This is a genomic window from Roseateles sp. P1_C6 (assembly GCF_056406315.1).
Window position 1 is genome coordinate 95,848 of record NZ_JBFUAK010000015.1, and the last position, 23,994, is coordinate 119,841.

The 23,994-nt window shown below is 70.3% G+C and carries 18 protein-coding genes; 10 read left to right on the forward strand and 8 right to left on the reverse strand.

Annotation, left to right across the window (positions count from 1 at the left end):
- Nucleotides 1-2: 2 nt before the first annotated feature.
- The 3 genes from flgK (at nucleotide 3) to AC1D29_RS27940 (ending at nucleotide 4,196) form a co-directional block, all read left to right on the forward strand.
- Nucleotides 3-1,985, forward strand: coding sequence for a flagellar hook-associated protein FlgK (flgK, locus tag AC1D29_RS27930; protein ID WP_477903734.1), 1,983 nt, complete (start codon nucleotides 3-5; stop codon nucleotides 1,983-1,985).
- Between the two features lie 17 nt (nucleotides 1,986-2,002).
- Nucleotides 2,003-3,217 (forward strand): flagellar hook-associated protein FlgL, encoded by a 1,215-nt coding sequence (gene flgL / locus AC1D29_RS27935; protein ID WP_477903736.1) that lies wholly within the window; start codon nucleotides 2,003-2,005, stop codon nucleotides 3,215-3,217.
- 94 nt (nucleotides 3,218-3,311) lie between these two features.
- The gene (locus AC1D29_RS27940; protein ID WP_477903738.1) at nucleotides 3,312-4,196 is read left to right on the forward strand and encodes an NAD(P)-dependent oxidoreductase; all 885 of its coding nucleotides are present in this window, start codon (nucleotides 3,312-3,314) and stop codon (nucleotides 4,194-4,196) included.
- Here the strand turns inward: AC1D29_RS27940 and AC1D29_RS27945 are convergent.
- Nucleotides 4,147-4,938 (reverse strand): helix-turn-helix domain-containing protein, encoded by a 792-nt coding sequence (locus tag AC1D29_RS27945; RefSeq protein WP_477903740.1) that lies wholly within the window; start codon nucleotides 4,936-4,938, stop codon nucleotides 4,147-4,149. The two genes, AC1D29_RS27940 and AC1D29_RS27945, sit on opposite strands and share 50 nt — an antisense overlap.
- Before the next feature lie 105 nt (nucleotides 4,939-5,043).
- Between AC1D29_RS27945 and AC1D29_RS27950 the strand changes: the two genes are divergently transcribed.
- From AC1D29_RS27950 to AC1D29_RS27960, 3 genes are read left to right on the forward strand one after another with little or no spacing between them, the layout of a single operon-like run.
- Nucleotides 5,044-6,228, forward strand: a complete 1,185-nt coding sequence (locus tag AC1D29_RS27950; protein ID WP_477903742.1) for an EAL and HDOD domain-containing protein — start codon at nucleotides 5,044-5,046, stop codon at nucleotides 6,226-6,228.
- Between the two features lie 22 nt (nucleotides 6,229-6,250).
- Nucleotides 6,251-8,704 carry a PAS domain-containing sensor histidine kinase gene (locus AC1D29_RS27955; RefSeq protein ID WP_477903744.1) on the forward strand — a complete coding sequence of 818 codons (2,454 nt, stop codon included), beginning with the start codon at nucleotides 6,251-6,253 and terminating at the stop codon, nucleotides 8,702-8,704.
- A gap of 8 nt (nucleotides 8,705-8,712) precedes the next feature.
- Entirely contained in the window at nucleotides 8,713-9,330 is a 618-nt protein-coding gene (locus AC1D29_RS27960; protein WP_477903746.1) for a response regulator, read from the forward strand.
- A gap of 104 nt (nucleotides 9,331-9,434) precedes the next feature.
- On the opposite strand, the gene AC1D29_RS27965 is transcribed toward AC1D29_RS27960, so the two are convergent.
- Nucleotides 9,435-10,757, reverse strand: coding sequence for a sensor histidine kinase (locus AC1D29_RS27965; RefSeq protein ID WP_477903748.1), 1,323 nt, complete (start codon nucleotides 10,755-10,757; stop codon nucleotides 9,435-9,437).
- Between the two features lie 151 nt (nucleotides 10,758-10,908).
- Between AC1D29_RS27965 and AC1D29_RS27970 the strand changes: the two genes are divergently transcribed.
- Genes AC1D29_RS27970 through AC1D29_RS27985 form a run of 4 tightly spaced genes read left to right on the forward strand, consistent with a single transcriptional unit; the run spans nucleotide 10,909 to nucleotide 16,048 of the window.
- Nucleotides 10,909-11,277 carry an Hpt domain-containing protein gene (locus tag AC1D29_RS27970; protein ID WP_477903750.1) on the forward strand — a complete coding sequence of 123 codons (369 nt, stop codon included), beginning with the start codon at nucleotides 10,909-10,911 and terminating at the stop codon, nucleotides 11,275-11,277.
- Between the two features lie 11 nt (nucleotides 11,278-11,288).
- A complete protein-coding gene (locus AC1D29_RS27975) occupies nucleotides 11,289-13,508 on the forward strand; it encodes a putative bifunctional diguanylate cyclase/phosphodiesterase (protein ID WP_477903752.1) in 2,220 nt (739 codons plus the stop codon).
- A gap of 3 nt (nucleotides 13,509-13,511) precedes the next feature.
- On the forward strand, nucleotides 13,512-15,380 hold the full coding sequence (locus AC1D29_RS27980) for a GGDEF domain-containing protein (RefSeq protein ID WP_477903754.1): 1,869 nt from the start codon (nucleotides 13,512-13,514) through the stop codon (nucleotides 15,378-15,380).
- Complete coding sequence (locus AC1D29_RS27985) at nucleotides 15,377-16,048, forward strand: substrate-binding periplasmic protein (RefSeq protein WP_477903756.1); 672 nt, start codon at nucleotides 15,377-15,379, stop codon at nucleotides 16,046-16,048. Before AC1D29_RS27980 ends, AC1D29_RS27985 begins: the two co-directional genes overlap by 4 nt.
- A 3-nt stretch (nucleotides 16,049-16,051) precedes the next feature.
- Here AC1D29_RS27985 and AC1D29_RS27990 read toward each other — a convergent pair whose 3' ends face one another.
- The 6 genes from AC1D29_RS27990 to flhB form a co-directional block, all read right to left on the reverse strand.
- Entirely contained in the window at nucleotides 16,052-17,398 is a 1,347-nt protein-coding gene (locus tag AC1D29_RS27990) for a methyl-accepting chemotaxis protein (RefSeq protein ID WP_477903758.1), read from the reverse strand.
- A 41-nt stretch (nucleotides 17,399-17,439) separates the two neighbouring features.
- The gene (locus tag AC1D29_RS27995; RefSeq protein WP_477903760.1) at nucleotides 17,440-18,153 is read right to left on the reverse strand and encodes an RNA polymerase sigma factor FliA; all 714 of its coding nucleotides are present in this window, start codon (nucleotides 18,151-18,153) and stop codon (nucleotides 17,440-17,442) included.
- Between the two features lie 94 nt (nucleotides 18,154-18,247).
- Complete coding sequence (locus AC1D29_RS28000; RefSeq protein ID WP_477903762.1) at nucleotides 18,248-19,024, reverse strand: MinD/ParA family ATP-binding protein; 777 nt, start codon at nucleotides 19,022-19,024, stop codon at nucleotides 18,248-18,250.
- 8 nt (nucleotides 19,025-19,032) lie between these two features.
- Complete coding sequence (gene flhF, locus AC1D29_RS28005; RefSeq protein WP_477903764.1) at nucleotides 19,033-20,706, reverse strand: flagellar biosynthesis protein FlhF; 1,674 nt, start codon at nucleotides 20,704-20,706, stop codon at nucleotides 19,033-19,035.
- On the reverse strand, nucleotides 20,703-22,793 hold the full coding sequence (gene flhA, locus AC1D29_RS28010) for a flagellar biosynthesis protein FlhA (RefSeq protein WP_477903766.1): 2,091 nt from the start codon (nucleotides 22,791-22,793) through the stop codon (nucleotides 20,703-20,705). Before flhA ends, flhF begins: the two co-directional genes overlap by 4 nt.
- Nucleotides 22,790-23,965 carry a flagellar biosynthesis protein FlhB gene (gene flhB, locus AC1D29_RS28015; protein WP_477903768.1) on the reverse strand — a complete coding sequence of 392 codons (1,176 nt, stop codon included), beginning with the start codon at nucleotides 23,963-23,965 and terminating at the stop codon, nucleotides 22,790-22,792. Before flhB ends, flhA begins: the two co-directional genes overlap by 4 nt.
- Nucleotides 23,966-23,994: the final 29 nt, after the last annotated feature.

The window sequence follows — 23,994 nt, forward strand, 5'->3', positions numbered from 1 at the left end:
CGATGGCAGGCTTGCTTTCGCTGGGCGCCCGCGCGATGTTCGCCAACCAGGCGGCATTGCAGACCATCGGCCAGAACATCGCCAACGCGAACACGGTCGGCTACTCGCGCCAGTCCGTCGTCCTGACGACCTCGCCCGGCCAGTACACCGGCGCCGGCTTTTTCGGCAAGGGTGTGGACGTGCAGACCGTCGTGCGCTCGCACAACGAGTTCCTGACCAAGGAAGCCGCCTCGTCCAAGTCCACGGCCATGGCCGACTCGACGCGCGCCGAGCAGCTGGCGCGCATGGAAAAGATCTTCCCGCCCGGCACCGACGGCCTGGGCTATGCAGCCAGCCAGTTCCTGAACGCGATGGTCGACGTGACCAGCCGCCCCAGCGACCCCTCGGCCCGCCAGGTGGCACTGGGCCGCGCCAGCGAGCTGGCCGTGCGCTTCTCCAACGCCGGCGCCCAGCTCTCCGACATCCAGGCCGGCGTCGTCAGCGACCTGAAGGCCACGGTCACCGTCGTCAACCAGCTCGCGGCGCAGATCGCCAACATCAACGACCAGATCTCCAAAACGCGCGGCAGCGGCCACACGCCCAACGACCTGCTGGACCAGCGCGAGCGCCTGATCTCGCAGCTGGGCGAGCATGTCGCCGTGACGACGCTGGCGGCCGATGACGAGACCGTGGGCGTCTTCATCGGCGGCGGTCAGCGCCTGGTGCTGGGCAATCAGGCCTCGTCGCTGCAGGTCTCGGCAGACGCCTACGACCCGCAACGCGCCGTGCTGTCGCTGAAGGAAGGCGGCATCAACCGCGCGCTGGACGAAAGCGTGCTGACCGGCGGCTCCATGACCGCCCTGCTCGCCTTCCAGAACCACGACCTGCAGGACGCCAAGAACATGCTGGGCCAGCTGGCCGCGGCCATCGGCACGCGCGTCAACGACCAGAACGCGCTGGGCCTGGACCTGTCCAACCCGCCCGGCAAGGGCGCCAACATCTTCAACGTCGCGCCGCCGCGCGTGCTGGCTGCCGCCAGCAACCAGCGCAACCCCGACGGCAGCTTCGTCAGCGGTGCGCAGGCCACCATCGTCAATGCCAGCCAGCTGCAGGCCAGCAGCTACAAGCTGACGTCCAGCGCGCCGGGTGTCTACGAGATGACGCGCCTGTCCGACGGCCTGGTGCGCACGGTCAACGACGGCGACACGCTGGACGGCTTCAAGCTCAGCTTCAGCCCCGCGGCACCCGCCGTGGGCGAGAGCTTCCTCATCGAGCCAGTCGGCTCCGCGGCGATCGAGATGCGCCGCGTGCTGGACAACCCGGCCGGCATCGCCGCCGCGTCGCCGCTGACGGCCTCCACGTCCGTCAACAACACCGGCACGCTCAGCGTCGACAGCATCTACGCCGTCAACAGCAGCTTCGACGCGACCAAGGCGCCCATCACGCTGGAGTTCGGCGACCCCGACCCCGCCAACGCCGCCAACCTGCAGTACACGCTGACGCTGGCGGACGGCAGCGTCGTCGCCGGCATCTGGAGCCCCGGCCAGGCCATCGGCAACCAGCCCGCGGCCGGCATCGACCTGGGCTTCGAGCTGCGCACCAACGGCGTGCCGCGCAAGGGCGACAAGGTTTCGCTGGACCCGACCGTCTACACGGCCACCAACAACGGCAACGCCAAGGCCTTCCTGAACATCCAGAACGACGGCTTCGTCGGCCGCCGCCTGCAGCCGGACGGCAGCCTGTCTCCCGGTGCGACCATCACCGACGCCTATGCCAGCGCGATGAGCGATGTCGGCGCCCGCGTGCAGAGCGCCAGCTACCTGTCCGGCGTGTCCACCAGCGTCGCCAGCGATGCCGAAGCCAACCGCGCGGGCCAGGCCGGCGTCAACCTCGACGAGGAGGCCTCACGGCTGATGCAGTTCCAGCAGGGCTATCAGGCCGCCGCCAAGGTGCTGCAGACCGCACAAACGCTTTTCGACGAACTGATGCGCATCGCCGCCCGCTAAGGCTTCCGAGGTAGACCATGAGACTCTCCACCGCCAACCTCTTCGACGCCTCCATCGCCAACCTGCAGCGGCGCCAGAACTCGCTGCAGGAACAGCAGCAGCAGCTCACGTCCGGCAAGCGCATCGCGCTGGCCAGCGACGACCCCACCGGCGCCGCGCGTGCCGAGCGCGCGCTGGCCTCCATCGGCCGCGTCGAGGCCAACCAGCGCGCGCTGGAGGCCAGCCGCAACAGCATGACGCTGGCCGAGGCCGGCCTGGGCGACGCCAACGAACTGCTGCAGCAGGCCCGTGAGACCATGATCTCGGCCGGCAACGCCAGCTACTCCGACGCCGAGCGCAAGGGCCTGGCCAACAAGCTGCAAGGCATACGCGACCAGTTGCTGGCCATCGCCAACAGGCCCGATGGCGCTGGCGGCTACCTGTTCTCCGGCCAGGGCTCGGCCAACCCGCCCTTCCTGGACCAGGCTGGCGGCGTCGCCTACGTCGGCGTGGCCGGCAACATCCAGACCGGCAACCTCGACAACTTCCAGCTCACCGTCGACGGCCGCGCCGCCTGGGAAGAAGCGCGCAGCGGCAACGGCAGCTTCGTCACCGACGCCAACCCCAACAGCCTCGACCCCACCCAGCCGTCCAGCGGCTGGATCGATTCCGGCCGCGTGACCAACCCGCCGTTGCTGACGGGCCAGAACTACCGCATCGACATCGCCGGCACCGCACCCGCCCAGACCTACGCCGTCACCAACGTCGACACCGGCGCCGCAGCGGCGGCCGGCACGTTCAAGGCCGGCCAGAGCATCGAGTTCGACGGCATGTCCGTCGCCATTGCCGGCGCGCCGGTGGACGGCGACAACTTCTCCATCGCCCCGGCCACCAACTCGCTGAAGGTCTTCGATGTGATGGACCGCGCCATCGCCGAGCTGAAGACGCCGCTGCGCACCGGCGCGCAGGTCTCGCAGAGCAACTCCGGCCGGCTGCGCGACATCGACGCCGTCATGGGCAACCTGCAGAACGCACGCAGCCAGGTCGGCGAGCGGCTGAACAACCTCGACGGCACCGAGACCCGACTGGCCGCGCTGAAGCAGTACAGCACCGAGGAGAAGAGCGCCGCCGAGGACCTGGACATGGTGCAAGGCATCTCCGACTTCCAGAACCAGCAGACCGGCTACGACACCGCGCTGAAGACCTACGCGATGGTGCAGCGCATGTCGCTGTTCCAGTACATCAGCGGCTGAGCCCGTCGAACAAGCGGGCTGCACAAACCTTCCAGACGGCGCCGACCCGCGGCGCTAGCGTGACACCCGCCCAGGGATGGGCAGGGAGACGCGCATGGAGATCGGATTCATCGGCCTGGGTGTCATGGGCTTGCCCATGGCACGTCGCCTCGCGGCTGCCGGCCAGCCGCTGCGGGTCTGGAGCCGCAGCGGCACCGCCGCGCTGAACGGCCTGCCCGGCGTGCACCACGCCGCCAGCGCGGCCGAGGTTTTCGCGCACGCCGACACCGTGCTGCTGATGCTGGCCAACGCAGCCGCCGCCGATGACGTGCTGGCGCGCGGCACGCCCGAGTTCGCGCGCCGCGTGCAGGGCCGCACCCTCGTCACCATGGGCACGACGGCGCCCGAGTATTCCGCCGGCCTCGCGGCCGACGTTCGCGAGGCGGGCGGCCGCCATGTCGAGGCGCCCGTGTCGGGCTCGCGCGTGCCGGCCGAGAACGGCCAGCTCGTCTGCATGCTGGCCGGCGACGCCGCCGACGTGGCCCGCGTGCGCGACCTGGTCGCGCCGCTGTGCAAGGACGCTTTCGACTGCGGCGCCACGCCCGGCGCGCTGCGGCTCAAGCTGTCGGTCAACCTCTACCTCATCACGCTGGTCACTGGCCTGGCCGAGGCCGTGCACTTCGCCAGCCGGCAAGGCGTCGCCCTCGACCTGCTGAACGCCGTGCTCGACGCCGGCCCCATGGCAAGCGCGGTGTCGCGCATCAAGCTGCACAAGCTCGTCACGCGGGATTTCGGCGTGCAGGCCGCCATCGGCGACGTGCTGATGAACTGCCGCCTGATCGCCGAGGCCGCGCGCAGCGCCGGCGCCGCCACGCCGCTGCTGGACGACAGTCTGCAGCTGTTCGCCGCCGCCGAGGCGCTGGGCCTGGGCCGCGACGACATGGCCGCCGTCATTCGCGCGCTGGAGGCGCGAGCGCCGCGCGCCACTGCGCCGGCGTGAGCCCGGTCGCGCGGCGGAACTGCCGGCCCAGGTGGCTCTGGTCGCTGAAGCCGGCGGCCGCCGCGACCTCCGCCAACGGCAACCCCGCGCGCAACAGCGCCTGAGCACGCGCCACCTGGCGCTGCACGCGGTAGCCACTCGGGCTGACGCCGTACGCCAGGCGGAACTGCCGCGCCAGCGCCCAGCGGTCCAGCCCCGCGCAGGCCTCCAGCTCGGCCATGGCCGGCAGCTGCTCGGGCGCGGCGGCGATGCGCTCGCGCACGCGACCCAACGCCAGGCGGTCCAGCCCCGCCGTCGCCGGGCGGACCCCGGAAGCGCCAGCCAGCAGCTCCGCCAGCGCCTGGGCGAGGTCGTGCGCGGCCAGTTCGTCCAGCGGCGCATCGAAATCCCAGGGCGACAGGTCCGCGCCGTCCAGCAGCGGCGCGGCGACAAAGGGCAGCGCGCCGCCCAGCGCCGCGCCGACCAGGGCGGGGTCCAGATAGACCATGCGGTAGCCGAAGCCGGCCGCCGTGCCGGGCTGGCCGTCGTGCAGTTCGTCCGGGTGCAGCACATGGACCTGGCCGGGCAGGCCATGCCAGGTCGCGCCGCGGTAACGAAAGCGCTGCACGCCGCTCAGCGTCAGGCCCACGGCATAGCAGTCGTGCCGGTGCGGCGCGAAGCCCGGCCCGGCCAGATGCGCCTCGAAACGCTCCACGCCGGCCGCGCTGCCCCAGGGGCGGATGCTGACGCGGGGACGGTCCATGGCCCGAGTGTCGCGGCCGGCGGTTGAATTCGTCACGAATCGTCCCCATGCGGCGGCGGGGCTCATGGCAGACTGCCGCATTCACCGCCAGCCCCGTGCCGCGCCATGTCCGACAACATCCCAGCCGCCCTCGATCACGCCATCCTGCCCGGTGTCGCCCTGGGCTATGCCCCGGTCATCGACCGCCAGCGCACCATCACCAGCACCCGCCTGACGCTGGTGCCGCTGCGTGCCGACGCCCGCATCGACCACGCCGAGCTGCTGGCCGCGCTGGCCGCCACCTGGCCGAACGGCGGTGAGCTGATCAACCCGCAGGGCGAGGCCTTGCTCGCCGCCGTGCTGGCCCAGCCACCGGCTCAGCCGACGCAGATCGAGGTGCCCGCCTTCATCGCGGCCGACCCGGTCCACACCGCCTCGCTGGCGGCGCTGAAGGCCGCCGGCCACACCGGCGTGCTCAAGGGCCTGCCGCAGACGGCGCTGCCGGCCGACGTCGCCGCCGTGTTCAAGCAGGTCGTGCTGGAGCCGGGCCAGGCCGCCCCGGCGGGCCTGACGCTGGTGCATGCCGGCGTGCGCGGCGCCGAGGCCATCGACGCCAGCTTCAGCGCCGGCGCCAGCGCCGTCATCGGCTGGCCCATGGACGGCCCTTACGAGGCCACGCCGGGCGCCAGCAAGACCGAGATGGCCGCCGACCTGCAAGTCATCGTCGAGCTGATGTCGCGCGTGGACCAGGGCGAGGACGTCGAGCGCCTGGAACAGACCCTGAAGCGCGACCCCAGCCTGGCCTTCAAGCTGCTGCGCTACCTCAATTCCGCCGCCTTCGGCCTGCCGGTGGAGGTGTCGAGCTTCCGCCACGCCATCATGCTGCTGGGCTATGCGCGCATGAAGCGCTGGCTGGCGCTGCTGCTGACGACGGCCAGCAAGGACCACAGCATGCGGCCCATCATGTTCGGCGCGCTGCGGCGCGGCCTGCTGATGGAGGAGTTCGCGCACAACATGAGCGAGCGCGAGCAGCGCGACGAGATGTTCATCTGCGGCCTGTTCTCGCTGCTGGACCACATGCTCAAGCAGCCTTTCGAGAAGCTGCTGCAGTCCATCCCCGTGCCCGATCGGGTGCGCCAGGCGCTGGTGGACGACAGCGGCCCGTACCAGCCCTATCTGCAGCTGGTGCGCGCGCTGGAGGCCGAGTCGGTGTTCGACTACCGCGACAGCGCCGACGCGCTGATGCTGGGCGCCGGCGAGATCAATGCCTGCGTGCTGCGGGCGCTGCACAAGGCCGCCCAGCTCGAATGAGCATGCCGCGCCTGTCGGACTGATGTTCGGCTCCCCCGCCCCCTCAGCGCTGCTCGACCTCGTCGGCGACCCCGTGCTGACGCTGCGGGCCGACCTGTCCGCGCTGCGCGCCAACCCGGCCGCGCGTGAATGGCTGGGCGTCGACGCCGCCGAGGGCTGGCGGCTGCTGCGCCACGCCGCCGGCAGCCGGCTGGAGACCTGGCTGCGCGATGCCGCCCAGGCCATAGACGCCGGCCGCATGCCGCCGCCGGCACCGCCGCTGAAGCTCGCCGACGGCCAGCGCGCGACGCTGCACCTGCTGCGCGACCGGCCCAACTGGCTGCTGCACGCCCGCCTGATCGCGGCGGACCCGGGTGAGCCGCCGACGGCTGAATGGCTGGCGCTGTCGCCGCTGCCGCTGCTGCTGGCCGACGCCCTGGGTGGCGCGCTGCTGCGCCACAACGCCGCCTTCGAGGCCTTGTGCGCCGGCTCACCCCGGCACCTGAACGACCTGCCCGACCTGCTGCAGGCGCTGCTGGGCTGGAACCGCGGCGCGCCACTGCCGGCGCTGACGACGCAGCGCCCGCAGGACGGCCCGCTGGTCACCGAGGCCGAGTTCGTCGACCCGCAAGGTCGCCAGCGCTGGCTGCAGGCGCGGCTGCGCCTGTGGCGCCATGGCGGCCGCGCGCTGCTGCTGGCGACGCTGGAAGACCAGAGCACGCTGCACGAGCGTGACCTGGCCCATCAGCAGATCGATGCGCTGATGGACACGGCAGCCGTCGGCTTGGCGACCTTCCAGCCCGAGGCGGGCTGGCTGAAGGCGCACCGCAAGGGCTCGCCCTTCAAGGCGGGCGCCAAGAACCACGGCGGTGCGGCCGGCTCGCTGCAAGGCATCAGCCGCGACATCGTCGAGCCCGCGTCGCTGCCGGAGTTCGAACGCCTGCAGCGCGCGCTGAAGAAAGGCGACCCCGTCGAGGTGCGCTACGCCGTGCGCCACCCTGAGCTGGGGCGGCGCTGGCTGCTGACCCGCGTCGCCCCAGGGCTGCTGGCGGGCGGGCGGCGCTCGACCTCGGTCGTCACGCTGGATGTGACGGCCCAGGCCCAGGCCGAGAACGCGCTGCTGCTGCGCGCCGAGAGCGAACGCGCCGTGCTGGACTCCGTGCTGGTGGGCATCGTCACCGTCGGGCCCAACGGCATCGAGTGGATGAACCGCTCGGCGCGGCGCATGTTCGGCTGCGAGCTGGAGGACGTGCAAGGCCAGCCCATGGGCGTGCTGGCGCCCGAGGACGACGCGCATGCCTTCCACGCCGAGCCCGGGGCCGACGTGTTCGAGTGCCGCCTGCGCGGCCGCGACGGGCGCGAGTTCTGGGTCATCGGCAACGCGGTGCAGACGCCGCGCGAGGACGGTGAAACGCAGCTGACCTACGCACTGCTGGACATCGACCGCCGCCGCCAGGCCGAGGCGCAGAGCCGCGTCGCCCAGGCGTCGCTGGCCCGCATCATCGAAGCCGCGCCGCTGGCCATCAGCCTGCACGACGCGGCCACGCTGAACATCGTCAAGCTCAACCAGGCCGCCGCGGCCATGGCCGGGCGCGCGGAGAACACGCTGCTGGGCCACGGCCCGGCGGCGCTATTCGGCGACACCGAGGCCGACCACGTGCGAGCCGACATGCGCGAGGCGCTGGCGTCGCTGGCCGTCGTGCAGCGCGAGTACCGCCTCGGCCGCGACGCCAACACGCGCGTCTGGGACACGCGCTTCCTGCACCTGAACAACCTCGGCAGCGGCGACACGCCCGAACTGCTGCTGGTTGTCGCCAGCGACGTGACCGAGCAGCGCGCCGCCGAGGCCGCGCGGCTGCAGGCCGCGATCTCGCAGCGCGAGCTGCTGGTGCGCGAGGTGCACCACCGCATCAAGAACAACCTGCAGGGTGTGGCGGGCCTGCTGCAGCAGATCGCCGTGCGCCGGCCCGAGGTGGCGCCGGTGCTGAAGGAGGCCGTCGGCCAGGTGCAGGCCATCGCCCAGGTGTACGGCCTGCAGGTGGGCGCGAGCGGGCCGCTGCAGCTCAAGCGCGTGTTCGACGCCATCGTCGGCTCGGTGCAGCGCATGCAGGGCCGCGTCATCACCACCGCCGCCGAGGGTGGCGCGCTGATGGACGACTGGTGCCTGCCCGAGGCCGAAGCCATCCCCATCGCGCTCAGCCTCAACGAGCTGCTGGGCAACGCGCTGCGCCACAGCAACGGAGCGCAGGTGCGCTGCCAGTTGATCTGCGACACGGCCGGCGTGACGGTCGAGATCGTCAATGCCGGCCGCCTGCCCGAGGGCTTCGCGCTGCAGAACGTGAAGAGCGGCGTATCGGGCCTGGGCCTGGTGCGCGCGTTGCTGCCGCGGCGCAGCGCCATCCTGAGCCTGGAACAGGTGGGCGACGACGTCGTTTGCCGGCTGGAACTGATTCCACCGAGCGTGGTTCACAATCCGGCCACAAAATCAAGTTCTTGAGGGGCGCGGTGAGCAAGGGCAAGATCCTGGTCGTCGACGACGACCGACTGGTGCTGGCAACGCTGAGCTATGGGCTCACGCAGGCGGGTTTCGAGGTCATCGACGCCGACAACGGCGACGACGCCATCCTGCTGGCCCGCGAACACCGGCCCGAGCTGGCCCTGCTGGACATCCGCATGGAAGGCCTGACCGGCTTCGACGTCGCCGCCTACCTGCGCGAGTACCTGCAGACGCCCTTCATGTTCCTGTCCGCCTTCGCCGACGAGGCCACGGTCGCCAAGGTCAAGGAGCTGGGCGCCGTCGCTTACCTCGTCAAGCCGCTGGACATCTCGCAGATCGTGCCCGCCGTCGAGGCCGCGTTCGCGCGCTCGGCACCGGCCGCCGCCACCACGGCGCCCGCGGCGCTGTCCGAGGCCTTCTCGCCCTCTGGGCTGCCCTCCGAGCTGCCGGCGCTTGACGCTACGGCCCTGGCCGTCGGTGTGCTGATGCACCGCTACTCGCTGCCACGAGACGAAGCGCTGTCCCGCCTGATGAGCCTTGCCGCCGCCGACGACCACAGCCTGCAGGAGCAGGCCCGACGCATCGTCGACGCGCTGGAGCTGCTGGCGCGCCCTGGGCAACGCTGACTGACCCATCGTTGGGCCGCAGGGCCTGTGCGCGGGCCGGGCGCCGGGCCGCCCCAAGAAGCCGGATCGCCTTCCCCTCGGGGGAACGGCCAAGGTGCCGCCATTCAGCCCAACGTGAAGTAGAAGCGCGCGCCCTCGTCCACCGCGGACTCGGCCCAGATGTCGCCGCCATGGCGGCGGATGATGCGCCGCACCAGCGCCAGGCCCACGCCCGTGCCCTGGAAGTCGCTGGCGCTGTGCAGGCGCTGGAACACGCCGAACAGGCGCTCCGCGAAGCGCATGTCGAAGCCGGCCCCGTTGTCCGACACGACGAAGGTCCGTCGCCCGCCCTGCTCGACGCTGCCGAAGCGGATCTGCGCGCAATCGACCTTGGCGCTGTACTTCCAGGCGTTGCCCAGCAGGTTCTCCAGCACCATGCGCAGCAGCGTGGGGTCGCCCTGCACCGTCATCTCGGGCTCGATGTCCAGCACGAAGTCCCGCTGCGGCGCCGCGCGCTTGAGCTCGTCCATCACATAGCCGGCCTGCTGCGACAGGTTGACCGGCTGGCGCGCCAGCGGCCGCGTGGACAGCTGGCTCAGCGACAGCAGCGCGTCGATCATGCTGTTCATGCGCGCCGCGGCACTCATGACACGGTCCAGGTGGTCGTTGCCGACGCGGTCCAGGCGACCGCCGTAGTCTTCCTTGAGGATGCGCGCAAAGCCCTCGACGACGCGCAGCGGCGCGCGCAGGTCGTGCGAGACCGTGTAGCTGAAGGACTCCTGCTCGGCAGCCAGGTCGGGCTGCGCCGGCGCCGCGAGCGCCAGGGGCTCGTCGGGCCGCGCCGTGCCGACATAGCCAGCGAAATGGCCGTGCGAATCGATGCAGGGCAGGCCGCGCAGCCACCAATGCGCCTCGCCATCGGCGGCGGCGAGCTGCAGTTCGGCAAAGGGCTGGTGGGCATCCAGCCGCTGGCGCAGCTCGGCCATAGGCTCCGCCGGTGCAAAGCGATCCCACAGCAGCTGGGTGCTGGCGCCCGCCCCCACCCAGCTGGACGCCGGCGCGCCCTGGGGCGCATGCCAGCGCACGAGGCGGTGATGGGCGTCCGTCGCCCATTGCCAGTCGCGCTGCAACTGGGCTTGCATCAGCAATTGCTGACGCACCTCGCGCAGCGGCTCCGCCAGGCGCTGGCGCGTCAGGCGCACACCGGCATGCCAGCCCAGCGCCGCCGCGGCGAGCACCATGACTCCGGTGAAGAAAGCCGTCAGCACCAGGGCGGCATGCACGAGGCCGACCTCGCCACCCCAGACCCGCATCAGGGCCAGCACGACGAGCGTGCCGAGCAGCAGCATCAGCAGCGCAGCCCCGGCCAGACCCAGCACCAGCAGTCGCATCGGCAGTCGCCGCTCCAGGCGGCGCGATGGCGCGCTGTCGTCGCTGAGGCTGTTCATGCAGGGCATTGTAGGCAGCGCTTGTGCAGGGTTCGTGCAGGCTTCGTGCATATGCACAGGCGTGTGGATAGGCCGGAATCTGTGCATTTCTTCGCGCTGTTACCCCCACCCAGCCGCGATACATTTGCAGCATGCCGAGTGCCTAGCCACCATGACCGCTCCCAACACCGCAGCCCTGCTCGATCCCGAAGCGATCCGCCGCCTGCGCGAGCTTGACCCGAGTGGCAGCAACAAGCTGCTGGAGCGCGTCGTGACAGCCTTCTCCGGCTCATTGGACCGTTTGCTGCCCGAACTGGCGCGAGCCCGTGCGGGAACCACCCCTGACCTCACCGTCGTGCGCCATATCAGCCACACCTTGAAATCCTCGTCGGCCAGCCTGGGCGCGCTGGCGCTGTCGGCGCGTTGCGCGGACATCGAAGCCATGGCCCGCGATGGCCGTATCGACGGGCTTTCCGAGCAGTTGGACGCTATGCTCCAGGACATCCAACAAGTACGCGCGGCGCTGGCCGCGCTGCTTTGACACCCAGCCCCATGCTGCCACCTGGTCAAGCTATCGACGACCTGCCCACGCGTCCCCGCGTCCTGCTGGTCGATGACGACGAGGTCAATCTGCTGCTGACCGCGGCGGCGCTGCGCGAACGCGGCTTCGACGTGACGGAGGCGCCCAGCGGCACCGAGGCGCTGGCCCAGCTGTCCACGCGTGCGCCGGACGTCGTCGTGCTGGACGCGCTGATGCCCGAGCTGGACGGCTTCGAGACCTGCTCGCTGCTGCGCGCCACGCCGGGCTTCGAGTCCCTGCCCGTGCTGATGCTGACCGGCCTCGACGACGAGGCCTCCATCAACCGTGCCTACCAGGCGGGTGCCACCGACTTCTTCGTCAAGTCGCCGCAGTGGAGCCTGCTGGACGGCCGGCTGCGCTACCTGCTGCGCAGCTCGCGCACGCGCCATGAGCTGGAGCGCAGCAAGGCCAAGCTGGCGCGCGCCCAGGATCTGGCCCGCATGGGCAGCTTCGAATGGCGGCGCGGCGTGGCCGGCAGCTTTGCCATCTCCGCCGAGGGCCTGCGTGTCTTCGGCCGCGGCCCGCAGGACCGGCTGGATTTCCTCAGCGTCATGCGCATGGTGCCCCCGGACGACCGCCACGTCTTCCTGCGCCTGCTGCGCGACGTCGTCGCCCACACCTCGGTGCTGATCACCGACCTGCCGCTGACGTTGCCCGACGGCCGCCAGCGCGTCGTGCACATCGAGGCCGAGCCCGAGTTCAGCGAGCAAGGCGCGGTGGGCGGCTACACCGGCATCCTGCAGGATGTGACCGACCGCCGCCAGGCCGAGGACCGCATCCGCCAGCTGGCGCATTTCGACGCGCTGACCGGCCTGCCCAACCGCCGCCAGCTGATCTGGCGCGTGGAGCGAGCCATCGAGAGCGCGCGCCGCGGCGGCCATGAAGTGGGCCTGCTGCTGATCGACCTGGACCGCTTCAAAGTCATCAACGACACGCTGGGCCACGCGGCCGGCGACGAGCTGCTGATCGAGGTCGGCCGCCGCCTGCGCAGCTGCGTGCGCCATTCCGACCAGATCATGGAAGGCGTGCTGGAAGGCTTGTCCAACCGCAGCCACCGCGGCCTTGAAGCCGTGGGCCGCCTGGGCGGCGACGAGTTCGTCGCGCTGCTGCCCGAGGTGGCCGACGAGCGCGACGCCGAGCGCGTGGCCCAGCGCGTGCTGGACGCGTTGCGCGAGCCCATCTTCGTCGGCGGCCAGGAATGCTTCGTCACGGCCAGCGTCGGCATCGCCATCTACCCACGCGACGGCCAGAGCATGGCCGACCTGCTGCGCAACTCCGACGTGGCCATGTACGCCGTCAAGAGCCAGGGCCGCAACGCCTCGGCCGTGTACTCGCCGCAGCTGGCCGGCCACGGCAAGCAGAAGCTGGAGCTGGAAAGCGCGCTGCACAAGGCGCTGGAGCGCAACGAGATCGTGCTGCACTACCAGCCCAAGATCGACGTGCGCGCTGCCCGCATGGTGGGCGCCGAGGCGCTGATGCGCTGGCAGCGCGGCAATGTGCTGGTGCCGCCGGCCGACTTCATCCCGCTGGCCGAGGAGACGGGCCTCATCGTGCCGCTGTCCGAATGGGCGCTGAAGGAAGCCGCCCGCCAGGCCAAGCTGTGGTCGCTGCAGTTCGGCTTTGCCGACTCCATCGCCGTGAACCTGCCCAGCCGGCTGTTCGAGCGCACCGATCTGGTCGAGCACATCCACCAGTGCGTCAGCGCCTACGGCGTGCCCCACCGGTCCATCCAGCTCGAGATCACCGAGAACAACCTGATGAAGGACCTGCAGAACGTGATCCCGTCTCTGCACCGTCTGAACGAAGTGGGCGTGGAGATCTCCATCGACGACTTCGGCACCGGCTACTCGTCGCTGGCCTACCTGACCACGCTGCCCATCTCCGAAGTGAAGGTGGACCGCACCTTCGTGCGCGACCTGGGCATCACGCCGCAAAGCTCGGCCGTCGTCACGGCCATCATCGCGCTGGCGCGGGCCCTGGGCCTGCGCGTCATCGCCGAGGGCGTGGAGACGCTGCGCCAGATGGAAGTGCTGCACCGCCTGGGCTGCTCGCTGATGCAGGGCTTCCTGTTCAGCAAGCCGCTGCCGGCGGACGAGCTGGAGCGCTGGATCGCGCAAACCGTGCTGCCGCGCAAGGCGCCCTGGATCACGCAGGCCGATGGCAGCACCGACGTAGCTCGCGGACAGCGTTAGTCCATGCGCTCCACGCTCCCGCCGGCCCAGCTTGCCAAGGCGGCGTTGCAACGCCTGGCGCAGGCGCGGCTGGAGCCCACGCCGGAGAACTACTCGCGGGCCTATGCCATCGAAGCCGGCGGCGAGCCGGCCGCCCCCGCCAGCGCCGCGGTGTCCGAACGGCTGCAGCAGCTGATGTCCAAGCTCATCAGCCTCGCTCTGCCCTCGGGCAGCACGCGGCAGGACCTGCAGAACGCGCTGCGCGAACAGCGCATCGACGAGTTGCAGCGCCAGGTCGACAAGCTGCTCGACGTGGCCGGCCCGGCCGCCCAGGCCGAGGCGCTGGCCCAGGCCATCGAGCGCCTCGTGCGCGGGCTGGAGCGCGGCGGCAAGCATTGGACGCTGGCACGCAAGAAGGACGGCATCCAGCGCGTGCTGGAGCTAGGCCGCAGCGACAGCGGCAAGCTCGTCAAGCGGCTGTCGCAGCTCATCGTCAGCTGGGACAAGGACGGCGACGGCAGCGGCGTGGAGACGGAAGAGGACGGTGGCACGCCCAGCCAGTTCTTTGCCGACAGCGCTTTTGCCGACACGGGTTTTGTCGAAGTCTCCGGTTTTCGTGAACCCAGCGGCTTTGGCGAACTGAGCCGCACCGGCCTGCGCGACACGCCGCCGCCCGTGGTCGACACAACGCCGCATTGGGCCGACATCGGCAACGAGCTGAACGGCACCGTGCGCCACGCACTGCGCTCGCCGCAGACCGAGGCGACGCCGGCCGATGCGCTGATGCGCGAGCTGGACGCCGCCCAGGGCGACCTCAAGGCCCATGGCGCCAGCCCAGAGCGCGCGTCTCAGATGGCGGCGCTGTGCCTGCGCGCGCGCCACCTGCTGGACCACCGCCGCCATCTCTTCGACGAGCTGGGCGGTCTGTGCCGCGAGCTCAGCGGCAGCCTGGTCGACCTGGCCGAGGACGACTCCTGGGCGCGCGGCCAGGCCGAGGCGATGAACCAGACGCTGGCGCAGGGCCTGTCCGGCCGCGGCGTGCGCACCGTCTCCGAGCTGTTGACCGGCACGCGCGAACGCCAGCGCTCGCTGCGCGACGAGCGCTCCAGGGCGCGAGACGCGCTGAAAGGCCTGATCCAGCGCATGCTGGCCGAGCTGGGTGAGCTGGGCCAGCACACCGACCGTTTCCAGAACAACGTGGGCCGCTACGCCGACGCCATCGAGCAGGCCGACTCGCTGGAAAGCCTGGCCGGCACCGTGCGCGAGATGGTCGAGGAGAGCCGCAGCGTGCAGGGCCTGGTCGCGCAGACGCAGGCACGGCTGACGCTGGAGCATGACCGCGCCTCCGCACTGACACAGCGCGTCGACGAGCTGGAGGGCGAGCTGCGCCGGCTGTCCAACGAAGTCCACACCGATCAACTGACGCAGGTCGCCAACCGCCGCGGCCTGATCCAGGCCTTCGGCGTGGAGCAGGCCAAGGCCGAGCGCGAGGCCAAGCGCATTGCGCTGGCGCTGCTGGACATCGACAACTTCAAGAAGCTCAACGACAGCCTGGGCCACCATGCCGGCGACATCGCGCTGAAGTCGCTGGCCGAGCGCACGCAGGCGTCGCTGCGCCCTGGCGACATGGTGGCGCGCTACGGCGGCGAGGAGTTCGTGCTGATGCTGCCCGACACGCCGCTGGACGAGGCCCAGGCCGTGCTGGTGCGCCTGCAGCGCTCGCTGTCGGCGGCTCTCTTCAATCACGAGGGCAAGGATGTCTTCGTGACCTTCTCGGCCGGCGTCACGCTCTACCGGCCCGGCGAGACGCTGGAGGCCGCACTGGACCGCGCCGACGTGGCCTTGTACGAGGCCAAGCACACGGGCAAGAACCGGGCTTGCATCGCCGAATGAAATCGGTGGTGGTGCTGGCCGGGCTGATGGGCGCCGCGGGCGGTGCGGCCGCGCAGGCGACGGTGCCGCTGTGCCTGACCGATTTCCCCCCTTATGTCAGCGCCGAGCTGCCCGATGGGGGCAGCCTGACGGCCCTGGCCCGGCGCGCGTTCGCGGCCGCCGGCCTCGTCGTGCAGACCTTGCATGTGCCCTGGGTGCGCGCCTTCGCGCTGGCCAAGAGCGGCGACTGCCTGCTGCTGACGCTGTGGCGCAACGAGGAGCGCGACGCCCTCTTCCGCTACTCGCTGCCGGTGGCACGCATGCAGCTGGGTTTCTTCGTGCGCGCAGATCTCAAGACGAGCTTGCCGCCCGACGCGACCGTGGCCTACCAGCGCGGCTCCTACCTGCCGGCCGAGCTGGCCAGCGGCCGCTACAAGCTGCATGAACTCGTCGACCCGCGGCCCGGGCTGGAGATGCTGAACCGCGGCCGTGTCGACGCGGTGTTCTCGGAACGCGCCACCTTCGAGTACCAGCTGGCCAAGCAGGCCAAGTTTGCCGAGACCATCCGCTGGCAGGCGCCGCCGCTGGAGGTCAAGCCCACCTTCATGGCGATCAGCAAGAGCCATCCCCAGGCCGATGCCTGGCTGGACCTGCTGAATCAGGAGATCCGGCAGTCGGTCAAGAACTGACGGTCAGAAGTTGAAGGCCAGGCGCAGCCCGCCCCAGTGCCGGCCGCCCACGACGATGGGCGCCGCGGCCTCCTTCAGCAGCACGAAACGGCCACCGCCCATGTCGCGACGGTAGGTCTGCAGCAGGAAGGGCCGGGTGTTGCGCGCCGACGCCAGGCCCGTGCGGTCATTGAAGATGCGGCGGTAGCGGCTGTTGGCCGTGTTCCAGACCGTGTCGCCGGGGCGCTGTGGCTGGCAGTACTTGCGGTTGTGCGTCGCGATGTAGCCGTTGCGGTCGGCCGAGATGCAGAACACGATCTTGTCGCTGAAGCCCAGCGCCTTCTCCTGCACGGCGGGGAAGAGCCGGTCGGTCAGCTGGCAGAAGCGTGTCGTGTGCTGCTGCGGCGCCGTGCCCTCGATGGGGCGGTAATGCTCGTCGAACAGGTCGCTCTGGTTGATCTGCCCGCTGCGCAGCGCGTCTTCGAGCAGCGCGCTGATCTCTTCGGCGGCCTGCTGGGCCGCGCGGATGAACGGCATGTCGTCAACCTCGACACCGCTCTCGGCGATCTGCTCGACCAGCTCCTCCGACATGCGCAGGAAGCGGTCGCTGCCGTCGAAGGCAACCTTGAGGCCGTGGCTGGCCTCCGACACCTCGCGCTCCAGCTCATGGGCGCGCTCGTTCAGCAGGCTCATCTGCTGGCCGCTCTCGGCGGCGGACACCGAGATGCGCTGCACGTCCTGCTCCACTTCGTGGAAGGCGGCGTGGATCTGGCTGGGCTTGGCCGGGTTCTCGGTCAGCTCGGCGCTGAAGCGGTCAATGCGCTCCTGCAGGCTGGTGATGGCGCGGATGATGGCCTTGGACGATCCCTCGACCTGGCCGGCCAGCGCCTTCACGGCCTCCGCCACGACGGCGAAGCCGCGGCCGGCATCGCCCGCGTGCTTGGCCTCGACGGCCGCATTGAACGCGACGAGGCGGGTCTGCAGCGAGATCTTGGTGATCTCGGCGGCGGCTTCCGACACCTGGGCCAGCGTGGTTGCCATGCCGACGACTTCGCCACCGACGACACCCAGCGCGCCACGCGCGCGCTGCACGGCGGCGGCGCTCTGCGCGGTGGCAGTGGCGATGGCCGCCTGCGCCTGGCCGATCTGGTTGAGCTGCTGGGCCAGCGCCTGCATGGCCTGGCTCTGGGCCTGCACGACACGCTGCGTGTCCTCCAGGACCCCGCGCACCTCGGCGGCATCCTTGCCGACGGTGGAAATGGAGCGAGCGAGTCGCTTGACGACGTTCAGGGCCGCGCTGTCGTCCCGGCGGCTGGGCTCTTCACGCGACACGGCGGCAGACGAATCGCCGCCCTTGATCCATCCGAACATGCGTTTGTCCCCGCTTATACAGCGGGGCTCAGCCCCGCAAATCACCAGTCACGCAGCTTAACGCGCAACCTTGCAATGGACTGACTGTGCAACTGGCAGACGCGCGACTCCGTGACCTTGAGCACGGCCGCGATCTCCTTGAGATTCATGTCGTGCTCGTAGTACATGCTCATGACGAACTGTTCGCGCTCGGGCAGGTTCTTGATGGCGGCCACCAGCGCCTCGCGCATGCGGTGGTCCTGCAGCTGCGCGACGGGGTTGCTGGTCTCGTCGGCCACGTGGCGGTCGAGGTAGTCCTCGTCGCCGTCATCGCCCGACATGTCTTCCAGGTAGACCAGCTGCGTGCCGCGCACCTTGCCCAGCAACTCCTGGTACTCGGCCAGCGGCAGGCCCATTTCCTTGGCGATCTCTTCTTCCTTCGGTGCGCGGCCCAGGCGCTGCTCGACCTTGTGCACCGCCACCTCGATCTCGCGCTGCTGGCGGCGCGTGCCTCGGCTCATCCAGTCGCCGCCGCGCAGCTCGTCGAGCATGGCGCCGCGGATGCGCTGGGTGGCGAAGGTCTCGAACTGCACGCCTTGCTCGGCGTCGAAGCGCGACAGCGCATCGGTCAGGCCGATCAGCCCCACCTGGATCAGGTCGTCCACCTCCACGTTGGCCGGCAGCTTGGCAATCATCTGGTGCGCCAGGCGTCGGACCAACGGGCTGTACTGCTTGATCAGCGTGTTGTTGTCGAGGCGACCTTTGGGCGTGTACATGGTCAGCTCCGCACGGCCGCCCGAAGGGGCTGAAACGCCCCCGCGGGGGGCAGTGAACGCAGTGAACTTGGGGGCATCTTTGTCTCCGGCGAGATCAGTGCGCTGCAGCGAAGGGTGAGGACACCTTGCGCGCCGGGCGCAGGGGCGTCGCGTCGGAGGCGGCGTCGAACGCGGCTCCCGGGGGCGCGGCGAGCAGCAGCTCGCGGGCCAGGTGGCGCAGCTCGGGTGAGAGCGGCGCATGCTGGGAGGCTCGCGGGTCCAGGCAGGCCCAGTCACGCAGCACCGCGCCGAGGAAGCCGTCGGCGCAGGAATGCAACTGTTGCGCGATGCGGGTGGCCACGCGCAACTGGGGGTGGCAGGCCATCAGCAGACTGTAGACCATCAGGCCGGCTCTTTGTGTGAGCCATTTCATGCCCGCGTAGGCCTCGGTAACACTGTGCGGATCGGTGTCGGCCAGCAGCAGCGGGCGCACCTCGCGCTGCGCAACGACACGGGCCAGTTCGGCCGCGGGGGCGTGCAGCAGGATGACGTCGGCATCCGGTGCGGCGGCGGCCACCGCGTCCAGGAAGGCGGCTGCCGAGCCGTTGGCATTGATGTGACGCAGCGGCAGGCCGCGCGCGGCCAGGTAGGACACGCGGGGCGACAGGCGCTCGATGCAGTTGGACAAGTCCACCTGCGCCAGTTCGGACGGCTGCGGTGAATGCTCGCCGGCGTCGACCACGAGGGTCTTCAGGTTCAGTTCGGCAAAGGCGGCGCACAGGCCTTCGAGCAGCACGCCGGCGCCCATGACGCGCGGGTTGCTGACAACGGGCACGAAGCGCGTCTTTGATGCGGCGAAGAGACGGCGCAGGCCGTGGGCTTGATCTTGCATCGCGACCCTCAGTGAATGGCGCGCAGGCCGGCGTCGGTCAGCGGGGCACCGGCGAAGATCAGGTTCACGTCGGTGTTGTCCATGCGCCAGGCGCCCGAGGCCGCGCCCTTGAGCGCGCGCTGCACCAGGCCCATGCTGGGCAGACGGTGCCAGTCTTCCGGCACGCGCTGGCCGTTGGCAACACCCAGCACCTTGAGGCGATGGCGGATCAGCGTGTCCAGCGCCGGGGCCAGCTTGACGGCCTCGTCGAGCTTGCTGAGCACCACGCCTTCGCAGGCGGCAGCCTTCCAGGCGTTGACCACGTCTTCGATGGTCTCGCCCTGCTGGGCGGCGTTGATGACCAGCAGCTTCTTGATGCTGGGGTGGGCCAGCATCTCCAGCAGCTCCTGCGTGCGGCTGTCACGCTGGGCCATGCCGGCGGTGTCGATGAGGACCAGCTTCTTGTTGGACAGCAGGTCCAGCAGGTCGTCCAGCGAGGCGCGGTCGTGCGCGGTGTGGACCGGCACGCCGAGGATGCGGCCGTAGGCGCGCAACTGCTCGTGGGCGCCGATACGGTAGGCGTCCAGCGTGATCAGGCCGAGCTGGCCGGCGCCGTACTTGGTGGCGAAATGGGCGGCCAGCTTGGCGGTCGTCGTGGTCTTGCCGACGCCGGTCGAACCGATCAGCGCGAACACGCCACCGCGGTCTTCGATGGCCGGGCCGGCCTCGTCGGTCTGCAGGTTGCGCGACAGCACATGGGCGGCCCAGGCGGTCTCGTCGGCCGGGTCGGTGGGCGAGCCGGCCTTGAAGTCGGACGGGCAGCTCTCGGCCAGCTTGCGCACCAGCGCCGGGCTGAAGCCCAGCTCCAGCAACTTCTGCGTCAGGCGCGCCTGCACCGGCTGGCGCTGCAGCTTTTCCATGAAGGCCAGCGAGGAGAAGCGCTCCTCGATGAGACCGCGCATCTGACGCAGCTCGGAGGCCATGTCCATCTGGTTGCGCTGGCTGGCGTTGGGCTGGCCGGGCAGCGGCATCGGCTCGATGGCACCGACATCGCTGAGCTGGGGCACGGCGCGCTGTTGCGCGGCTGCGGTGCCGGTCGGGATGCGGATCTCGTCGCGCAGCACGGGCGGCGCGGGGCGGGGCTGGCGGGCTTGCGGCTGGGCCGGTGCCGGTGCGGCGCGCTTGGGCGCCAGCGCCGCCATGGCTTCGGCGGCACGCTGCTCGCGCTGGGCGCGCACGGCGTCCAGCGAGACGGCCGGCGGCTGTTGCGGCGCGGGCGCGGGGCGGGCCACCGAGACCGGGTCGGGCTGGCCCGTCATCTCGGCCTGGCGGCGGCGCAGCACACGCTCGCGCACATAGTCCTGGAAGCTCAGCGTGCTCATCGCCAGCTGCTCCACGTCACCCTGCACCTCGGGCGCGCCGAAGCTGGGCTCCTGGCGGGCGCGCTCGGAGAACGGCGCGCGTGCCGAGGGCTGGGCCGGCTGCGCTTGAACCTGCGGCGGCACGGCGGGGCGGGCCACGGTGCGCGGTGCGCTGGCCGCGATCTGCTCGATCTGGCCCATGCCTTCCGGCGCCATGGCGAGCACTTCCACGCCTTCGGGCACGTTCTTGTTGGACAGCACGACCGCGTCTGCGCCGAAAGCCTGCTTGACCAGGGCGAGCGCCTCGCGCGATGTGCGGGCGGTGAACTTACGGACATTCATGCTGTGCCTCCGATGATGGAGCCGATGCGGATGGTGTGGGTCTCAGGAATCTCGCTGTGGCCGAGCACCTTGAGACGGGGCGCGGCGCGCTTGAGCAGACGGGCCATGGGCGCGCGGATCAGGTCGGGGACGAGCAGCGCCGCGGGCACGCCGCGGTCTTCCTGCTTCTGGGCGTTCTCGGCGGCGCTGCGGGCCAGCGTGTCGGCCACGCCGGGGTCCAGGGCCGCGCCGTGCGGGGAGTTCAGGGCTTGCGTCACCAGGCGCTCCAGCTCGGGCTCCAGCGCGATGACGTCCAGTTCCTTCGTGGAGCCGTAGATCTGCTGCACGATGGCCGGGGCGATGTGGGTGCGGATGCGGCGGGCCAGCTCGGCCGGGTCGGTCACGGTGGCGGCGTTCTCGGCGACGGACTCGACGATGGAGCGCATGTCGCGGATGTGCACGCCCTCCTCCAGCAGCAGCTGGAGCACGCGTTGCAGTGTGGCGATACCGACCATCTTGGGAATCACGTCTTCGATCAATTGGGGCGCCTGCTTGGTGAGGTGTTCCACCAGCGATTGCGTCTCCACGCGACCCAGGAGCTTGGCCGCGTGCACTTGCATCAAGTGTGAGAGGTGGGTGGCCACGACGGTCGAGCAATCAACCACCGTAAACCCGCTCATTTGGGCCATCTCCTTTTGCCGCTCCTCGATCCACACCGCCGGCAGGCCGAAGGCGGGGTCGGTGGTCGCGGTGCCGATGAGCTTCTGTGTCGCGTGGCCCGGGTTGATGGCAAGCCACATGCCCGGGAAGGCCTCGGCCTCGCCGACGACGGCGCCGCGCAGCGAGATGCGGTACTGGCTGGGGCGCAGCTCCAGGTTGTCGCGGATGTGCACCGGCGGCGGCAAGAAGCCCACCTCCTGCGCGAACTTGCGGCGCACACCCTTGATGCGGGACAGCAAGTCGCCCTCGCGGCTCTTGTCCACCAGCGTGATCAGCCGGTAGCCGACCTCCAGGCCCAGCGTGTCCACGGGCACCAGGTCTTCCCAGCTCGCCTCGCCGGCGCCTTCGCTGCTGGGCATGATGGGTTTGACGGCCTTGGCGGCTTCTAGCTTCTGCTCCTTGGAGCGCAGCCACCAGGCCAGGTAGCCCATGCCGCCGGCGATCAGCAGGAACACGACGTGAGGCATGCCCGGGATCAGGCCCAGCGCACCGATGACGCCGGCCGTGATGGCCAACGACTTGGCCGAGCCGAACACCTGGCGGCCGATCTGGCTGCCGATGTCCTTGTCGGTGCCCACGCGCGACACGACCATGGCGGCGGCGACCGAGATCAGCAGCGCCGGCACCTGGGCCACCAGCGCGTCACCGACGGCCAGCAGGATGTAGCTGTCGGCGGCCTGGCCGGCGGACAGGCCGTGCTGGGCCACGCCGATGATGAAGCCGCCGACGATGTTGATCGCCAGGATCAGCATGCCGGCCACGGCGTCGCCGCGCACGAACTTGCTGGCACCGTCCATGGAGCCGAAGAAGTCTGCCTCGTCGCCCAGCTCGGCGCGGCGGCGCTTGGCCTCCGCTTCGTTGATCAGGCCGGCGTTCAGGTCGGCATCAACCGCCATCTGCTTGCCGGGCATCGCGTCCAAGGTGAAGCGCGCACCGACTTCGGCGATGCGCTCCGCGCCCTTGGTCACCACGATGAAGTTGATGACCACCAGGATGGCGAACACGATCAGGCCGACCGCGAAATTGCCACCGATCAGGAAGTGGCCAAAGCTCTCGATGACCTTGCCGGCTGCGCCCGTGCCGGTGTGGCCCTCCAGCAGCACGACGCGGGTGGACGCCACGTTCAGCGACAGGCGCATCAGCGTGGTCAGCAGCAGCACGGTCGGGAAGGCCGCGAAGTCCAGCGGCCGCACCATGTGGGCGGCCACCATCATCACCATCACCGCCATCGCGATGTTGAAGGTGAACAGCAGGTCCAGCACGAAGGGCGGCAGCGGCAGCACCATCATGGACAGCACCAGCAGCACGGCGATGGGCGCGCCCAAGGCGGCGATGACGCCCGCGCGCGGGCCGAGCAAGCCCTGCAGCTTCTGGATCAGCGGATTCATTCGGCAAAGTCCTCTTCGGGATCAGGCGCCCAACCCGGCTTGTTGTGCGGGTCGAGTTCGGGCGGCACGTGCGGGTGCGGCACATCCGGCCGCGCGACGTTGCGCGAGGCCAGCGCGGCGCGCAGCTGGTAGACGTAGGCGAGCACCTGGGCCACGGCGCCAAACAGCGCCGCGGGGATCTCGTGGTCGACCTTGGCGTGGGCGTACAGCGCGCGGGCCAGCACCGGCTGCTGCAGCACCGGCACCTTGCTCTCCTTGGCCAGGTCGCGGATCTTCATGGCCAGCAGGTCGGCGCCCTTGGCGATGACCTTGGGCGCGGCCATCTTGCCTTCCTCGTACTTCAGCGCAACGGCGTAGTGGGTCGGGTTCATGACCACCAGGTCGGCCTGCGGCACGGCGGCCAGCATGCGGCGCTTGGCCATCTCGCGCATGCGCGCGCGCACCTTGGCCTTGATCTCGAGGTTGCCTTCAACCTCCTTCAGTTCCTGCTTGGCTTCCTCGCGGCTCATGCGCATGCGGCGCAGCCAGAGCTGGCGCTGCAGCGGCACGTCGATGGCGGCGAACAGCGCCAGCGCGATGGCCAGCAGGCCAAGGCCGCCCATCAGCTGCTGGCCTGCATAGGCCAGTGCCGACGGCAGCGGCACGGACATGATGCCCACGTAGGCGGCCAGCCTGTCCTTCAGCACCATCGCGCCGACGATGCCCAGCACCAGGGCCAGCAGCACCGCCTTCAGCGCCGTGCCCAGGCCCTGGCCCGTGAACAGGCGGCCAATGCCCGTGAGCGGATTGAGATGGGTGAACTTGGGCGCCAGCGGCTTCATCGTCCAGTTCCAGCCGCCGCTGGCGAGGTTGCTGGCGATGCCAACGATGATCAGCACGGCGGCGATCGGGCCCATGACGGCGGCAAAGGCCAGCGTCATGTCGACCAGGCGCTCGGCCATGAAACCCTTTTGCGCCAACAGCCGCGCATCGAAATGCAGGCCCGTCATCAGCATCTGGCGCAGCCGCTCGACGATCTGCGGCCCGCCAATGCTCAACACCGCACCACCGGCGACCATCATCGCGAAGTGCGGCAGGTCGCGCGAGCGCGGCACCTGGCCCTCAGCCCGGGATCTCTCGATCTTCTTGGGTGAGGCGGGTAGGTTGCGGTCTTGTGCGTCTTGGTCGGCCATGGCGTGGTTGCCCCATCAGGGGCGTGGAC

Excerpts from the sequence above, each read along its gene's own strand:
- AC1D29_RS27985 (WP_477903756.1), top strand. The coding sequence starts at position 15,377 with ATGAAATCGGTGGTGGTGCTGGCCGGGCTGATGGGCGCCGCGGGCGGT.
- AC1D29_RS27955 (WP_477903744.1), top strand. The coding sequence starts at position 6,251 with ATGTTCGGCTCCCCCGCCCCCTCAGCGCTGCTCGACCTCGTCGGCGAC.
- flgK (WP_477903734.1), top strand. The coding sequence starts at position 3 with ATGGCAGGCTTGCTTTCGCTGGGCGCCCGCGCGATGTTCGCCAACCAG.
- AC1D29_RS27945 (WP_477903740.1), bottom strand. The coding sequence starts at position 4,938 with ATGGACCGTCCCCGCGTCAGCATCCGCCCCTGGGGCAGCGCGGCCGGC.
- AC1D29_RS27980 (WP_477903754.1), top strand. The coding sequence starts at position 13,512 with ATGCGCTCCACGCTCCCGCCGGCCCAGCTTGCCAAGGCGGCGTTGCAA.
- flgL (WP_477903736.1), top strand. The coding sequence starts at position 2,003 with ATGAGACTCTCCACCGCCAACCTCTTCGACGCCTCCATCGCCAACCTG.
- AC1D29_RS27940 (WP_477903738.1), top strand. The coding sequence starts at position 3,312 with ATGGAGATCGGATTCATCGGCCTGGGTGTCATGGGCTTGCCCATGGCA.
- AC1D29_RS27995 (WP_477903760.1), bottom strand. The coding sequence starts at position 18,153 with ATGTACACGCCCAAAGGTCGCCTCGACAACAACACGCTGATCAAGCAG.
- AC1D29_RS27965 (WP_477903748.1), bottom strand. The coding sequence starts at position 10,757 with ATGAACAGCCTCAGCGACGACAGCGCGCCATCGCGCCGCCTGGAGCGG.
- flhB (WP_477903768.1), bottom strand. The coding sequence starts at position 23,965 with ATGGCCGACCAAGACGCACAAGACCGCAACCTACCCGCCTCACCCAAG.
- AC1D29_RS28000 (WP_477903762.1), bottom strand. The coding sequence starts at position 19,024 with ATGCAAGATCAAGCCCACGGCCTGCGCCGTCTCTTCGCCGCATCAAAG.
- AC1D29_RS27990 (WP_477903758.1), bottom strand. The coding sequence starts at position 17,398 with ATGTTCGGATGGATCAAGGGCGGCGATTCGTCTGCCGCCGTGTCGCGT.
- AC1D29_RS27950 (WP_477903742.1), top strand. The coding sequence starts at position 5,044 with ATGTCCGACAACATCCCAGCCGCCCTCGATCACGCCATCCTGCCCGGT.
- AC1D29_RS27970 (WP_477903750.1), top strand. The coding sequence starts at position 10,909 with ATGACCGCTCCCAACACCGCAGCCCTGCTCGATCCCGAAGCGATCCGC.
- AC1D29_RS27975 (WP_477903752.1), top strand. The coding sequence starts at position 11,289 with ATGCTGCCACCTGGTCAAGCTATCGACGACCTGCCCACGCGTCCCCGC.
- flhF (WP_477903764.1), bottom strand. The coding sequence starts at position 20,706 with ATGAATGTCCGTAAGTTCACCGCCCGCACATCGCGCGAGGCGCTCGCC.
- flhA (WP_477903766.1), bottom strand. The coding sequence starts at position 22,793 with ATGAATCCGCTGATCCAGAAGCTGCAGGGCTTGCTCGGCCCGCGCGCG.